At 70.0% G+C, this 14,465-nt stretch carries 14 protein-coding genes; 4 read left to right on the top strand and 10 right to left on the bottom strand.

Features of this window, described 5'->3' with window-relative positions; all coding sequences use genetic code 11:
- Positions 1 to 18: 18 nt before the first annotated feature.
- From HCC78_RS03625 to HCC78_RS03585, 10 genes are all read right to left on the bottom strand, one after another.
- The gene (locus HCC78_RS03625) at positions 19 to 1,407 is read right to left on the bottom strand and encodes a sigma-54 dependent transcriptional regulator (RefSeq protein WP_172327373.1); all 1,389 of its coding nucleotides are present in this window, start codon (positions 1,405 to 1,407) and stop codon (positions 19 to 21) included.
- A complete protein-coding gene (locus HCC78_RS34430) occupies positions 1,391 to 1,516 on the bottom strand; it encodes a hypothetical protein (RefSeq protein ID WP_256368204.1) in 126 nt (41 codons plus the stop codon). The genes HCC78_RS03625 and HCC78_RS34430 overlap by 17 nt, the downstream gene beginning before the upstream one ends.
- Positions 1,513 to 2,793 carry a c-type cytochrome gene (locus HCC78_RS03620; RefSeq protein ID WP_172327372.1) on the bottom strand — a complete coding sequence of 427 codons (1,281 nt, stop codon included), beginning with the start codon at positions 2,791 to 2,793 and terminating at the stop codon, positions 1,513 to 1,515. The genes HCC78_RS34430 and HCC78_RS03620 overlap by 4 nt, the downstream gene beginning before the upstream one ends.
- Before the next feature lie 5 nt (positions 2,794 to 2,798).
- Positions 2,799 to 4,016, bottom strand: coding sequence for a formate dehydrogenase subunit gamma (locus HCC78_RS03615; protein ID WP_172327371.1), 1,218 nt, complete (start codon positions 4,014 to 4,016; stop codon positions 2,799 to 2,801).
- Positions 4,017 to 4,126: 110 nt separating this feature from the next.
- Positions 4,127 to 4,720, bottom strand: a complete 594-nt coding sequence (fdh3B, locus tag HCC78_RS03610) for a formate dehydrogenase FDH3 subunit beta (RefSeq protein WP_172327370.1) — start codon at positions 4,718 to 4,720, stop codon at positions 4,127 to 4,129.
- A 12-nt stretch (positions 4,721 to 4,732) separates the two neighbouring features.
- Positions 4,733 to 7,711, bottom strand: a complete 2,979-nt coding sequence (locus HCC78_RS03605) for a formate dehydrogenase subunit alpha (RefSeq protein ID WP_172327369.1) — start codon at positions 7,709 to 7,711, stop codon at positions 4,733 to 4,735.
- Positions 7,712 to 7,833: 122 nt separating this feature from the next.
- Entirely contained in the window at positions 7,834 to 8,028 is a 195-nt protein-coding gene (locus HCC78_RS03600) for a twin-arginine translocation pathway signal protein (RefSeq protein ID WP_172327368.1), read from the bottom strand.
- Between the two features lie 50 nt (positions 8,029 to 8,078).
- The gene (locus tag HCC78_RS03595; RefSeq protein ID WP_371743773.1) at positions 8,079 to 8,711 is read right to left on the bottom strand and encodes a molecular chaperone; all 633 of its coding nucleotides are present in this window, start codon (positions 8,709 to 8,711) and stop codon (positions 8,079 to 8,081) included.
- A gap of 2 nt (positions 8,712 to 8,713) precedes the next feature.
- Positions 8,714 to 9,301, bottom strand: a complete 588-nt coding sequence (locus tag HCC78_RS03590) for a DUF3306 domain-containing protein (protein ID WP_172327367.1) — start codon at positions 9,299 to 9,301, stop codon at positions 8,714 to 8,716.
- Positions 9,298 to 9,831, bottom strand: coding sequence for a DUF3305 domain-containing protein (locus tag HCC78_RS03585; RefSeq protein ID WP_172327429.1), 534 nt, complete (start codon positions 9,829 to 9,831; stop codon positions 9,298 to 9,300). The genes HCC78_RS03590 and HCC78_RS03585 overlap by 4 nt, the downstream gene beginning before the upstream one ends.
- 369 nt (positions 9,832 to 10,200) lie before the next feature.
- On the opposite strand from HCC78_RS03585, the gene HCC78_RS03580 reads away from it, so the two are divergent.
- From HCC78_RS03580 to HCC78_RS03565, 4 genes are read left to right on the top strand one after another with little or no spacing between them, the layout of a single operon-like run.
- The gene (locus HCC78_RS03580) at positions 10,201 to 12,147 is read left to right on the top strand and encodes a 4Fe-4S binding protein (RefSeq protein WP_172327366.1); all 1,947 of its coding nucleotides are present in this window, start codon (positions 10,201 to 10,203) and stop codon (positions 12,145 to 12,147) included.
- Between the two features lie 20 nt (positions 12,148 to 12,167).
- A complete protein-coding gene (locus tag HCC78_RS03575) occupies positions 12,168 to 13,256 on the top strand; it encodes an Mrp/NBP35 family ATP-binding protein (RefSeq protein ID WP_172327365.1) in 1,089 nt (362 codons plus the stop codon).
- The gene (locus HCC78_RS03570; RefSeq protein ID WP_172327364.1) at positions 13,253 to 13,963 is read left to right on the top strand and encodes a DUF4444 domain-containing protein; all 711 of its coding nucleotides are present in this window, start codon (positions 13,253 to 13,255) and stop codon (positions 13,961 to 13,963) included. Before HCC78_RS03575 ends, HCC78_RS03570 begins: the two co-directional genes overlap by 4 nt.
- Positions 13,960 to 14,445 carry a DUF6505 family protein gene (locus HCC78_RS03565; RefSeq protein WP_172327363.1) on the top strand — a complete coding sequence of 162 codons (486 nt, stop codon included), beginning with the start codon at positions 13,960 to 13,962 and terminating at the stop codon, positions 14,443 to 14,445. The genes HCC78_RS03570 and HCC78_RS03565 overlap by 4 nt, the downstream gene beginning before the upstream one ends.
- Positions 14,446 to 14,465 lie beyond the last annotated feature (20 nt).

The raw sequence follows: 14,465 nt of genomic DNA, 5'->3' as shown, positions 1-14,465 counted from the left end.
AGTGTAGCGCAGGATGGCTCAGGGCGGAACGCCGGGCTCCTCCCAAAGCGCCATCTTGCGGTCGATGGTCTTGCGCGACACGCCCAGCCGCCGCGCGGCCTCGGCGCGGTTGCCGCCGCAGAGGTCCAGCATGTGCAGGATGTGGCGTTGCACCACCAGATCGAGATCCTCGATCGCCTGCGCGCCGGTGACCTTGCCGCCACCGGCGAATTCCTCGGGGAAGGCGCCGAGGATCACCGAGCGCTCCACCAGGTTGCGCAGCTCGCGGACATTGCCGGGCCAGGCGTAGCGGCGCAGCTTCAGCAGGGTCTCCTCGTCGAGCTCCAGCTCCGGCATGCCGAGCGCCTTGGAGAACTGCGCCATGAAGAGCGCGGCCAGATCCAGGATGTCGTCGGACCGCTCGCTGAGCGGCGGCATCCCGACCCGCAGAACGTCGATCCGGTGGAACAGGTCGGCGCGGAACCGGCCTTCGGCCACCGCGGCGCCGAGATCGGCATTGGTCGCGAAGAGGAAGCGCAGGTTCAGCCGCAGCTCGCGCTCGGCGCCCACCGGGCGGATGCGCTGGTCCTCCAGCACCCGCAGCAGCGCCGCCTGCAGCGCCTCGGGCATCTGCGCCACCTCGTCGAGAAACAGCGTCCCGCCATCCGCCAGCAGCAGCAGCCCCGGCTTCAGCCGCCCGTCGGCGCCGATGCTGCCGAACAGCTCCTGCACCATGCGCCCGGGCGCTATGGCCGCGCAGTTCACCGGGACGAAGGGCTTCTCCGCGCGGTCAGACAGCGCGTGCAGCTGCCGCGCCGCCAGTTCCTTGCCGGTGCCGCTTTCGCCCGTGAACAGCACCGGCGTCGGCAGCGGCGCCAGACGGGCCAGCAGCGCGCGCAGCGCGACCATCACCTCGGACTTGCCCAGCAGCTTGCCCTGAAGCTGGCCGCTGCGCAGCTCCCGCCGCAGCAGCGCGTTTTCCCGGCGCAGGTGCTTGCGGTCGAGCGTGCGCGCCACCGCCCCGAGGATCTGGTTGGCGCGGAACGGCTTCAGCACGAAATCCGCGACCCCGGCGCGCAGCGCGGCGATGGCGGTCTCCAGGTCGGCATAGGCGGTGATCAGGATCGTGTCGCCGAAGAAGCCGCGCCGCGCCTGTTCCGCCAGCCAGTCGAGTCCCGTGGTCTTCGGCAGCAGGTTGTCGAGGATCACCAGGTCGAAATGCGCCGCGTCGAGCTTCTTCGTGGCGTCGGCCGCCGAGGCCGCCGCCTCGATCCGCTGCACCCGCGGCGCCAGGATCTTGACGAGGAAATTGCGCATGCCGGGTTCGTCATCGACCACCAGGATCGAGGCGCCGGCCAGCATCGGCCCGTAATCGTCCCGCGCTCCGGCGGCATCCGCCACGCGCCGCGCCTCAGTCGAGGCGGACATTCTGCGTGGAATAGACCTCGGCCGAGCTCAGGCCGATTTCATGCAGGCCGAAATATGCGGCAATGCCGATCGCGGCGATGGCGGCAAAGCCCGTGAGCATGGCTTTCATGGCGGTCCCTCTCCCTTGGTGGCCTCTCTGAGATAGGCGATCAGGTCGGCGCGGTCATCCGCCCCGGCGATCACCTGCATGGGCATCTTAGATCCCGGAATGTAATGGTCCGGACCCTGATCGAAAAGCGCGTCTATCGTCTCTTCGGTCCAGATGATCCCCGACCCGTCCAATGTCGCGGAATAGCCGTAGCCCGGCACCGTCCCGGCCGGGCGTCCGAACAGCCCGTGCAGCGTCGGCCCCGCCTTGCGCGAGGGGCCGGGACCGAGCGCATGGCAGATGGAGCATTTGCGCATGAACTGCCGCTCGCCGTTCGGCATGGTGCCGGCTTCGCGCAGGAAGCTGCGCGCGCCGGAGATGCCCGGCTGGAACGCGTCGAGCATGTCGACGGGCCAGGAATAGGCGATGTCGTCCAGCCCGCCGGCATGGATTACGCGTCCGTCGGCCGAGAAGGCCAGCGCCCAGACCGGGCCCTGCCGCGTGGCGCGGAAGTCGCGGGTGATCCGCCAGCTCCGCGTGTCGACGATCATGATGAAGCCTTCGCCGTCGCCCACCGCCAGCTGGTGCGTTGCCGGGTGATGCGCCATGGCCAGGATCGGACGGCGCTCCAGCGTCAGGTCGGCAATCTGCGCGCCGCTGGCCGGATCGAGCACGCGGGTGCCGCCATCGACCGCGCCATAGGCGATCCAGCCGCCGCCGCGCACGATCCGGTTGATCCCGAAGCCGTGCTGCGCCAGCGGAACCGGCGCGCCGCCGTCGGGCGGATAGCGCAGCAGCGCGCCCTTCATTGTCCCGGCAAGGAGGCTGCCATCCCGTTCATAGGCCAGCGCGTTGACGCCGGACCCCGGCGCCGGCAGGGCGCGGCTGCCGCTGCCGTCGAGCGGCCAGAGCCGGATGGAACCGTCCCAGCTGCCGCTGGCCACGGTGCCGCCATCCGGCGACACGGCCAGCGCGGCGACCTTGCCGCGGTGGCGGCCGAGCAGCCGCGGTGCCTCTGCCCAGAGCCGCACCGCGAAATCGTCGCCGCCCGAGACCAGCGCGCCGTCCGGGCCGAAGGCAAGCGCCGTCACCGCGGCCTCGTGCCCGTCCAGCCATCGCGGTGCGCCGCCGGACCAGAGTCCCACCGAATTGTCGAAGCTCCCCGTGGCGACCTGGCCCGCGGGCGAGACCGCGATGGCCATCACCGGCCCGCCATGCCCCTTAAGCGTCGCGAAGTCCTGCGCCGCCGCGGGGGCGGCGCAGAGGGCCAGCGCGCAGAGCAGGGCCCGGCGGCCCATGGCGGTCACTCGGCCGGGCTGGCCGATTCCCCGGCCGCCCCGGCTTCGCGTTCCTTCACCTTGCCGTACCAGATCGAGTGATGCTGCTCCGCCCAGTTCTCGTCCACCTCTCCGGAGCCCATCGCGTCATAGGCGCCCTCCATGCCGAGCGTGCCGATGTAGATGTGGCCGATGATCACCGCCATCAGCAGGAAGGCGACGATCGCGTGCCATAGCTGGGCGAACTGCATCTCCTCTTGGGGGGCGAGCTGGACGGGGAAGGGATCCATCCCGAACCATCCCGGCACGCCCCAGCCGTTGAGCACCTCGAAGGTATGGGCGAAGAGCGGCATGTCGAAGGGGAAGAGCAGCGACAGGCCGGAGACCGAGATCGACGCGCCGAGCACGATGACCGACCAGAAGATGATCTTCTGCCCCGCGTTGAACTTCTTAGCCGGCGGGTGCTTGCTGCCGATGATGCCGCCCGCCTGGGCGAACCAGGTCAGGTCGGTGCGGTCGGGCAGGTTGTGCCAGACCCACATGACGAAGACCATCGCCAGCCCTGCCATGAACGCCCAGGACACGTTGTTGTGGATGAATTTCGATCCGGTCAGCAGAGCGGAGTTGAAATCGTGGCCGAGCAGCGGGATCAGGTATTTCCGCCCGAAGAGCGTGAACAGCCCGGTGAAGGCCAGGAGCAGGAAGGACCCGGCCAGCATCCAGTGGGCGAAGCGCTCGATCCACTGGAAGCGCAGCACGGTATAGCCGCTGCGCCCGCCCTCGATCCGCACCCGGCCGCGCAGCAGGAAGAATACCGCCAGCAGGCCGATCGTGCCGATCAGCAGCCAGCCGCCATAGGTGGCCAGCGGCCCCTGGCGGAATTCCAGCCACCACATGCCGCCGTCCTGGATCAGCACCTTGCCGTTGGGATTGAGGGTCGTTGCGTGGACGTCGGCCTCGTCATAGCGCAGCGCGCGCCACAGGTCGGGATCGGAGGCGCCGCCGAGCGTGCCGAGCTGCGGGACTTCGGGGGGCGGGCCGCCGATCTCCTCGCGGCGCAGCGTGTCGTCGACCTTCAGCCCCTCCTGGCGGCGCAGGATGTCGTCCAGCGTCTGGGCGCCGCCGGTGGCGGAGCCTCCTGTGCTGTCGAGGCGGACGGCGTCGCCGGTCTCCTGCGCCACGGCGCCCAGGGGCGCGGCGGCCATGAGGACCAGCGCGAAAACGGCCAGCAGGTGGCGCAGCATGGGTCATCTCCCGGTTGGGACGTTACGGGATGCCCGCGCGGACCGGCGGCTGCGCCGCCCCGCGCGGGGTGTTCCGTCAGCGGCAGGCCAGCAGGCCCGCCTGAAAGGCGTCAGTTCGCCTTCTCGTCATAGGCCGTGCCCCAGCCCCAGGCGCCCGAGCCGAAGCCGCGCGCCACCACGCGCTCGCGGTAGATCTCGGACACCTTGTCCCCGTCTCCCGCCAGCAGCGCCTTTGTGGAACACATCTCGGCGCAGATCGGCAGCTTGCCTTCCGCGATCCGGTTGCGGCCGTATTTCTGGAACTCTGCGGCAGAGCCGTTCGGCTCCGGGCCGCCGTTGCAGAAGGTGCACTTGTCCATCTTGCCGCGCGACCCGAAATTGCCCGCCTGCGGATACTGCGGCGCGCCGAAGGGGCAGGCGTAGAAGCAGTAGCCGCAGCCGATGCACAGGTCCTTGGAGTGCAGCACAACGCCTTCCTCGGTCTGGTAGAAGCAGTCCACCGGACAGACGGCCATGCAGGGCGCGTCGGAACAGTGCATGCAGGCGACCGAGATCGACCGCTCGCCCGGCTGGCCGTCCTGGATCGTCACCACGCGCCGCCGGTTGATGCCCCAGGGCACCTCGTTCTCGTTCTTGCAGGCGGTGACGCAGGCATTGCATTCGATGCAGCGTTCGGCATCGCAGAGGAATTTGGCTCTTCCCATGGGTTTCGCTCCTTACGCCGGCATGATCTTGCAGAGGGTGGCCTTGGTCTCCTGCATCTGGGTGACGGAGTCGTAGCCATAGGTCTGCGCGGTGTTGGTGGACTCGCCCAGCACGATCGGATCGGCCCCGTCGGGGTATTTCGAGCGCAGGTCCTGCCCCTCGTAATAGCCGCCGAAATGGAAGGGCATGAAGGCCACGCCCTCGCCCACCCGCGGCGTGACCATGGCCATCACCTTGACCTTGCCGCCTTCGGGACCCTCCACCCAGACATCCGCGCCGTCGCGGACGCCCAGGTTGTTGGCATCGCGCGGGTTGATCTCGATGAACATGGTCTGCTGCAGCTCCGCGAGCCAGGGGTTCGACCGGGTCTCGTCGCCGCCGCCCTCGTATTCGACCAGGCGGCCGGAGGTGAGGATGATCGGATAGTCCTTCGAGAAGTCGTTCTTCTGGATCGAGGCATACATGGTCGGCACCCGCCAGAAGGTCTTGTCCTCGTAGGTCGGGTAGTCGGCCACCAGGTCGCGGCGGCTGGTATAGAGCGGCTCGCGGTGGATCGGCACCGGGTCGGGGAAGGTCCAGACCACGCAGCGCGCCTTGGCATTGCCGTAGGGCGCGCAGCCGTGCTCGATCGCGACGCGCTGGATGCCGCCAGAGAGGTCGGTCTTCCAGTTCACCGCGCCGACCTTCTCGGCTGAGTCCGACGGGTAGGGCCCGGTATGGGACTGTTCGCCCAGGTCGGTATCGGTTTCGGGCCGCGCATCGGCATAGCCCGCCACCCATTCGATCATCCGCCGTTCATAGGGCGTCAGGTCGCCGTCCCAGCCCATGTCGATCAGCATCTGCATGGTGAATTCGGGATAGCCGTCCTCGATCTCGGACCCGGCCGTCCAGGAGCCTTCGGCCAGAAGGTTCTCGCCGTTCCTCTCCACGCCGTAGCGGGCGCGGAAGGGCAGGCCGCCATCCTTCACCGGCAGCGACGTGTCGTAGAGGTTGGCCGATCCCGGATGCTTCATTTCCGGCGTTCCCCAGCAGGGCCATGGCATGCCGTAGAAATCGCCGTCCGCCGGGCCGCCGACGGCGCGCAGCGTGGTGCGGTCGAAGGTGTGCTGGTTCTCCATGTGCAGCTTGAGCCGCTCCGGCGACTGGCCGGTATAGCCGACGGTCCACATGCCGCGGTTGAATTCGCGGGTCAGATCCTCGATCAGCGGCTCCTCGCCATTGACCTCGATGTTGCGGAACAGCCGGTCGTCGAAGCCGAACTTCACCGCGAACTTGTGCATGATCACGTGGTCGGGCAGCGACTCGAAGAGCGGCTCCACCACCTTGTCGCGCCACTGGAGCGAGCGGTTCGACGCCGTCACCGAGCCGTAGGTCTCGAACTGGGTCGACGCCGGCAGCAGGTAGGTGTTGTCGGTGCGGTCATGCAGGATCGCCGAAACGGTCGGATAGGGATCGACCACGACCAGCAGGTCGAGCTTCTCCATCGCCGTCTTCATCTCGGGCAGGCGGGTCTGCGAATTCGGCGCATGGCCCCAGAACACCATCGCGCGGGTGTTGTCGGGCTGCTCCAGGTTCTCCTTGGCCTCCAGCACCCCGTCGATCCAGCGGCTGACCGGGATGCCGGTCAGGCCCATCATCTCCTTGTCCTTGCCGTCCTTGCCCTTCATCGTGGCGAAGCGGCCCTTCAGCCAGTCCAGATCCTCGTCCCAGACCCGCGCCCAATGCGCCCAGGCGCCCGCGGTCAGGCCGTAGTAGCCGGGCAGCGTGTCGGCAAGCACGCCCAGGTCGGTCGCGCCCTGCACGTTGTCATGGCCGCGGAAGATGTTGGTGCCGCCGCCTGCCATGCCCATGTTCCCCAGCGCCAGCTGCAGGATGCAGTAGGCCCGGGTATTGTTGTTGCCGTTGGTGTGCTGGGTTCCGCCCATGCACCAGATCACCGTGCCGGGGCGGTTGTTGGCCAGCGTCCGCGCGACGCGCTCCAGCTGGCTGCCGGGCACGCCGGTGACGCGCTCGACCTCGTCGGGCGTCCATTTCGCGACCTCGACCCGGATGTCGTCCATCCCCCAGACGCGGGAACGGATGAACTCCTTGTCCTCCCAGCCGTTCTCGAAGATATGCCACAGAAGGCCCCAGACCAGCGCGACGTCCGAGCCGGGACGGAAGCGGACGAATTCGTCGGCATGGGCGGCGGTGCGGGTGAAGCGCGGGTCGCAGACGATCAGCGGCGCGTTGTTCTGCTCCTTCGCCTTCAGCACATGCTGCAGCGACACGGGATGCGCCTCGGCCGGGTTTCCGCCGATGATGAAGATCGCCCGGGACTTGTGGATGTCGTTGTAGGAATTGGTCATGGCGCCGTAGCCCCATGTGTTCGCCACGCCCGCAACTGTGGTCGAATGGCAGATCCGCGCCTGGTGGTCGACGTTGTTGGTGCCCCAGTAGGCGGCGAACTTGCGGAACAGGTAGGCCTGCTCGTTGGAATGCTTGGCCGAGCCCAGCCAGTAGACCGAGTCCGGGCCGGAGCTGTCGCGGATCGCCATCATCTGGTCGCCGATCTCGTCGATCGCCTGCTCCCAGCTGATCCGCTGCCACTCGCCGCCGACCTTCTTCATCGGATATTTCAGCCGCCGCTCGCCATGGGCGTGCTCGCGCACCGACGCGCCCTTGGCGCAATGGGCGCCCAGGTTGAACGGGCTGTCCCAGCCGGGCTCCTGCCCGATCCAGACGCCGCCCTGCACCTCGGCGATCACGGTGCAGCCGACCGAGCAATGGGTGCAGACGGACTTCACGACCTTGATGTCTCCGGTGGCCGTCTCCGCGGCATCGGCCCGGGTCACGGTGCCGCCCGTTGCGGCCACCGCCGCGAGCCCCCCGATCGCCAGCCCGGACCCGCGCAGGAAGGCGCGGCGGTCGACCGAAGCATTCGCGGCTTCGGAAAGGATACTTGTCCGCTGGGGGCGTCGCGCAACCCCGTTGGTCTTTTTCCTCAGCATGTGTTTCTCCTCCCTAGCGTGCGCGGCCCCCCATGGTGCCTTGCTTGCTCGGCGTTATTGGGTGCCTCGGACAGTCGGGCGTCACGCAACCAGTCGTCCGCGGCGGGTCGGCCTCCGTCCGGTCAGAACCGGGCGGCGTCGTAATAGGCGCGGGTATGCGCGGTATCCTGGATCCGGTTCGACTCCGGATCGGGCGCGGCGGGCCCGGCCTCGGCCCCCGAACCGGTGGCCACGGCCACCGCGGCCAGCGGCGCCGCGGTCGCGGCCGCCTTCAGGAAGCCGCGGCGGCTCGGCGCCTCCCCGTCTTTCTCCGACATGAAACGTCCTCCTCTGCCTCGTTGCGGCGGTCGCCCGCCAGTCCTGCGGATCACTCCGCGCTCATCCGGAAGGCCTCTGCCTCGATCTCCATGAAGGCGCGGCCGAGCCGGCCGACCGGAGCATGGAAGACCGCGTTCTTCGCGCCTTCGAGATCCGAAAAGAAATGCCCCGCCCATGGAGCGATGTGACGGTTAAAAAAGTCTTTCTGCCGGGCCAGCGGCACCGGCGGACCGAAGCGCCCGGCGATCATCGCGCCCATCATCTCCATCAGCGAGGCGATGTTGTCCTCGGGCTCGAAGACGGTTTGGGCGCGCGCCAGTCCCAGCGCCGCCATGTCCCGGCGCAGGGCGGCCAAAGGCTTCTCGTTGAGGAAGCCGGTCATGTAGTAGGAGGCATAGGGCAGCAGCTCGCCCCGGCCCAGACCGATGAACAGCCGGTTGTATTCGCTTTCCACCGCCGCGGGCTTGGAGATCCGCGCGACCTTGGCCAGCACGGACACCGCCTCGCCGATCGGACCGCCTCCGCCCGTCAGCCCGGCGGCCTGGCCGATCAGCAGGCCGTCTGCAGGGCGGGCGAGGATCAGCCCGAGGAAATTGTAGAGATCGGCGCGCAGCCGGTCCTCCCCGGCGATCGGGGGGGCGGCGGCAAGGTCGGGGGCGGCGGTCATGTCTGTGCGTTCCATACTCAGCTGGCCTCGAAGCGGAACCGCATGCGGCGCGAACTGGCCGGCAGCGCGGGTCCTTCGGGATCGGTCTCGTCGCGGACCGCCTCCGCGGCCAGGTCAGGCGCCGCGGGGGCGGGGCTCTCCTCCGCTTCCGCCATGCCGGGCCCCGCGGCGTCGCCGGGCGGCACGGCTGCGGCCGGGGCGGGCGGTTCCTTGGCACGGCCGGCATGTTCGAGATGCGCCAGCATCCCCTTGCCGACCTGGTAGGTGGTCTTCAGATCCGGCGTGCAGGTCGCGGCGTCGGTGAAATCCGTGTCGTAGTCGTTCAGCCCGTCGAGGCAGGCCAGGACCGGGTTCGACCGCCACAGCGCCCGGAGCGCCCGGTTCTTCAGTCGCCGCGGTAGCTGCGCCTCCAGGAATTTCCGGGCCATCTCGCCGCCGGTGATCTCCTCGGGCTGCGGCAGCCCGGCCTCCTCCAGCAGCTCCGCATCGCTGCGCGCCTCGAGCGCGGCCTCGGCTTCCGCCCGGCGGGCCGCTTCCAGCGCCTCCTCCCCGGCATGGGCCTCGGCCGCCACGGCGGCCTTCCGGCGGGACCAGAAATCCGTCATTGCAGGCGCTCCCGCTTCAGCGCGGGCGAGGCATAGATGTCGCCCGGCTTGGGGATGCGCGGATCGCCGATCCCGTCCTGGCGTCCGTCCACCTTGGCCCGGTCGCGGCGGCGCTTGACGAATTCCTCCTCCTGGTGGTGGCGGCCGACGAAATCGCCGACCCAGGCCAGCAGCCCGGGCGGCATCGGCACCTTCTCGACGATGTCCTCGCCGCTGTCGCAGTAGTCCTGCGCCTCGTAGGGCGAGGCGGTGACGAGCAGAACCTCGAACGGATGTTCGCCGGTGACCTTGCGCATCACGACGTAGACGGCGGGCGCGCGCGCGGCGATTCCGTGCAGATAGGCCTCGGTCTCGGCGCGGTAGAGTTCCAGCGGCACGGTGGCGGCATGGTATTCGACCGTGTCGCCCTGGCGGCGCAGCTCGCGCCACTGCGCCGGGCCCGCGCCCGGCAGCACGGCGACTGCGCGCCACGCCCATTTCGCCCATCGGGTCACCCCGGGCGTGCGGCGGAGCACGACGCCGACCGGCATGAACTGGTCGTTGCTCGGATGGCCTGTCACGATGTCCTTCCTCCCTTTCCGATAGAAGCAGGTAATTCGGCCCTGGGAAGCGGCAATTCGCGCCAACCGGTTTTCCCGGGCTGCGGAGGGACATTTTGACCAGTCCGCCGCAAGCGCGGATTCCGGCAGGGACAAACTGTCCAAGGCAAGCATTTGCCGCGCTGCGGGTGCTGCGCCGCGGCATCCGAATCACCGCCACCGGCGCGGCCGTGCAGCGCGCGGCTGCGCATCGGCCCGGGGCCAGGAATTGAGTTGTGGGCGAGGGCGAATCGGGGATAGCTGGTGGTCCAGCCGGGCGGCGGAGGGGAGGATCCGATGCCGCTTGCCAGGGAGGAAACCGTGAGCAAGACCCTGATAACGTGCGATTGCATGGGCAGCCAAACGATCGATGCCGCGGCGCTGTCCGCGGCGACCGGACTCGAGGTCGCCCCCCCGTGCAAGGCACTCTGCACCGACCAGGCAGCGCTGGCGGCAAAGGCATTGACGCAAGGGAATGCGGTGCTCTGCTGCACCCAGGAGTCGCGGGTCTTCGAGGCCCTCGCCGACGAGCTGGGCACCGCACCGGCGCCGCTTCTCGACCTGCGCGACCGGGCCGGGTGGAGCGCGGACCCTGCTTCCAAACTACCCAAAATGTCCGCCCTGGCGGCAGAGGCGCTTCTGCCCGCTGCACCGGAGAAATCGCTCGATGTGGTCTCGGAGGGCCTGTGCCTGATCCTCGGCGCGCCGGAGGCGGCGCTGGCCGCGGCAGCGCAGCTTGCCCCCCATCTCGGGGTGACCGTGCTGCTGGAGGAGGCCGGCGAGCTGCCCGACGCCCGCAGCTTCGACGTGATCGAGGGCCGGTTGCGCAAGGCGCAGGGCGCCCTCGGCCAGTTCCGCGTGACCATCGACGCGCTGCGCCAGATCGAGCCCGGCGGCCGCGGCAGCTTCGCCCTGGGCGCACCGCAAGACGGCGGCATCTCGGACTGCGACATCATCCTCGACCTGCGCCGCGCGCCGCCGCTCTTCCCGGCGCACGAGAAGCGCGAGGGCTACCTGCGCGCCGATCCGGGCAGTCTGCCGGCGGTGGCCGCGGCGGTGATGGAGGCCTCGCATCTCGTCGGCACCTTCGAGAAGCCGCTCTACATCCGCTCCGAACCGCTGCTCTGCGCGCATTCCCGCGCCGGGCAGACCGGATGCACGCGCTGCCTTGACCTCTGCCCGACCGGCGCGATCTCGCCCGCGGGCGACCATGTGGCGGTCGATCCGATGATCTGCGCGGGCTGCGGCGCCTGTTCCTCGGCCTGTCCCTCGGGCGCGGTCAGCTACGACGCGCCGCCCGTGGACCTGACCTTCCGCCGGGTGCAGACGCTGGCGAAGGCCTATCTTGCGGCGGGCGGAACCGCGCCGCGGCTGCTGGTGCATGATGCCCGCGGCGCCGAGATGATCCGGCTGTCGGCGCGCCACGGCGACGGGCTGCCCGCCGATGCGGTCCCGCTGGAAATGGCGGCGATCGGCGCCTTCGGCCATGCCGAGGCGCTGGCCGCGCTGGCGGCGGGCTTCGCCTCGGTCACGCTGCTGCCGGGGCCGGGCGCCGACCGGGACGCGCTGGCGGCACAGGCCGCGCTGGCCGCGGCCATCGCCGGGCAGGCGCGCGTGATGATCCTCGACACGCCCGACCCGGACGCGATGTCCGCCGCGCTCTATGCCGAAACCGCGCCCGCGCCGGTCGCAGCACCGGTCCGGCCGATCGGCACCCGCCGCCAGATCGCCCGCCAGGCGGCGCGCGCGCTGGCCCCGGAGACGGCAAGCCTGGAGCTGCCCGCTGGCGCGCCCTACGGCGCGGTGGAGGTCGACACGGAGTCCTGCACGCTCTGCCTGTCCTGCGTTTCGCTCTGCCCCTCCGGCGCGCTCGGCGACAATCCCGACTTGCCGCAGCTCCGCTTCCAGGAGGATGCCTGCCTGCAATGCGGGCTCTGCGCGACGGTCTGCCCGGAGGACGCGATCACCCTCGCGCCGCGGCTGCTGCTGACGCCCGAGGCGCTGGAGCAGCGCGTGCTGCACGAGGAGGAGCCCTTCGCCTGCGTCGAATGCGGCAAACTCTTCGGGGTGAAATCCACCATCGACCGGATCACGGAGAAGCTGCGGGACCACGCGATGTTCGGCGGCGACAAGCTGCGGATGATCCAGATGTGCGACGACTGCCGGGTGAACGCCCAGTACCATTCCGAGAGCAACCCGTTCTCGATGGGCGGGCCGCGGCGGCCGCGCACGACCGACGACTACCTGCCCAAGCGGCGCGATCACTGACGGACGGGAAGGGCCAGCCCATGCATGACGGCAACGGAACAGGCGCGGTGGCGGACCGGGCGGCGGTGCAGGCCGTCCTGAGGGGCATCGCCGACCCGGTGCAGGGCGGCGACATCCTGTCGAGCGGCGTGGTCCGCGCGCTGAATGTCGACCCTGCCGGCGCGGTGCGCTTCGTCATGGACATCCATCCCTCTCAGGCCGAGGCCTATGGCGCGGCCAGGGCGCAGGCCGAGGCGGCGCTCAAGGCGGCAGAGGGTGTCTCGGCCGTCTCCATCGTTCTGACCGGCCACACCGGGAAAGCGCCGCCCGACCTGCGCCCCCAGCGCCCGGCGCCGCAGGGACCGCAGAAGATCCCCGGCATCGACCACATCATCGCCATTGCCAGCGGCAAGGGCGGGGTGGGCAAGTCGACGGTCTCCGCGAACCTCGCCTGCGCGCTGGCGCAGCAGGGGCGGCGCGTGGGCCTGCTCGATGCCGATGTCTACGGGCCGAGCCAGCCGCGGATGCTGGGCGTCTCGGGCCGCCCGGCCTCGCCCGACGGCAAGATCATCCTGCCGCTGAGAAACCACGGCGTCACCATGATGTCGATCGGGCTGATGACCAATGACGACCAGGCGGTGGTCTGGCGCGGACCGATGCTGATGGGGGCGCTGCAGCAGATGCTGTCCCAGGTGCAGTGGGGCGCGCTCGACGTGCTGCTCGTCGACCTGCCGCCCGGCACCGGCGACGTGCAGATGACGCTGAGCCAGAAGGCGCGGATCGACGGCGCGATCATCGTCTCGACGCCGCAGGACGTGGCGCTGCTGGATGCGCGCAAGGGGATCGACATGTTCCGCCAGCTGGACGTGCCGCTCTTGGGCATGATCGAGAACATGTCGACCCATGTCTGCACGCAATGCGGCCACGAGGAGCACCTCTTCGGCCATGGCGGGGTGGCCGCCGAGGCGGCGAAGCTGGGCGTGCCCTTGCTGGCCGAGGTGCCGCTCGACCTGCAGATCCGCATCGCCTCCGACGGCGGCGCGCCGATCACGGCCAGCAGTCCCGACAGCGCGCAGGCCCGGGCCTTCCGCGCCATCGCCGCGGCGCTGGTAGAGCAGGGGGTGGCATGAGCGCCGGCGCCGCCCTGGCTTTCCCGCCGCTGCTCTGGGGCGAACAGGCGGCCGAGGATGCCTTCGAGCATGCCTGCCGCCGGGCACTGCTCGGCTGCGATGCCGGGCTGGTGTCCTGGCGGGTGACGGCGGACCGGCTGGAAGGCGCGCTGGTGCTGGCCCCCGAAGTGCCGCTCGGCCGCGCCATGGCGATGCTGCCGCTCTGCGGCGTGGGCTTCCAGAACGCGCTCGGCGTCATGGCCCCGCCCGAAGTTTCGGTGCATCTGGACTGGGACGGCGGCATCCGCGTCAACGGCGCCGCCTGCGGCCGCTTCCGCGCGATGGCCTCGGCCGGGGATCCGCAGGCTGTGCCCGACTGGCTGGCCATCGGCTTCGTCCTGCCGCTGATCCCCGACAGCGACAGCCCCGGCGACACGCCCGGGCGGACCTCGCTCTTTGCCGAGGGCTGCGCCGATGTCGATCCTCCCGCGCTTCTGGAGGCCTGGGCTCGGCACAGCCTGAACTGGATCAACCGCTGGGAGGACGGCGATGCCCGCGCGCTGCATGCCGAATGGCGCGGCCTTGCCCAGGATATCGGCGAGGAGGTGCAGCAGGGCGGCCGGTCCGGCACCTTCCTGGGCGTCGACGAGGATTTCGGCATGCTGCTGCGCGACGGCGACACCACCCATCTGATCCCGCTGACAACGCTTCTGGAGCCTGCCCCGTGAAACTTGCCCGCGCCATCCATTTCGACGAAAGCGACACCCGCGTCTTCGCCTCCCCGGCCCGCACCGGCGAATGGTGCATCGCCGGGGGGTTCGAATTCTCCGACTGGACCGAGGGCGACCTCGCCGGCAAGGCCCGGCAGGCCTTCGCCAACGGCTGGCTCGGGCTGGAGACCTTCGGCCGGGTGACCTTCGTCGCCGTCACCCAGGTCGAGCCCGCCGAGATGGAGGCGCTGGCCGACCGGCTGGCCGGGCATTTCGTGACCTATTACGGCGCCCCCTCCGCCGCGGCCGCCCGTCCGGTCGCCGAGGAGGAGCTGGCGCAGATGGCCGATCTCTGCGAGGAACACGCGCCCAACACCCTGCTGGCGGTGGCGCGGGAGCTGACCGGGGCAGGGGTGCGCGAACGCTACCGGACGATCGAGTCCAGCGACGCCGGGCTCGCGCAGTTCGCCGTCCACGGCGCGCCCGGCGATCCGCACTGAGCCTTGGGGCGGGCGCACGC

The organism is Mangrovicoccus sp. HB161399, from assembly GCF_013184745.1.
Taxonomy (GTDB): domain Bacteria; phylum Pseudomonadota; class Alphaproteobacteria; order Rhodobacterales; family Rhodobacteraceae; genus Mangrovicoccus.
This window is presented reverse-complemented; position numbering and strand designations above follow the sequence as displayed.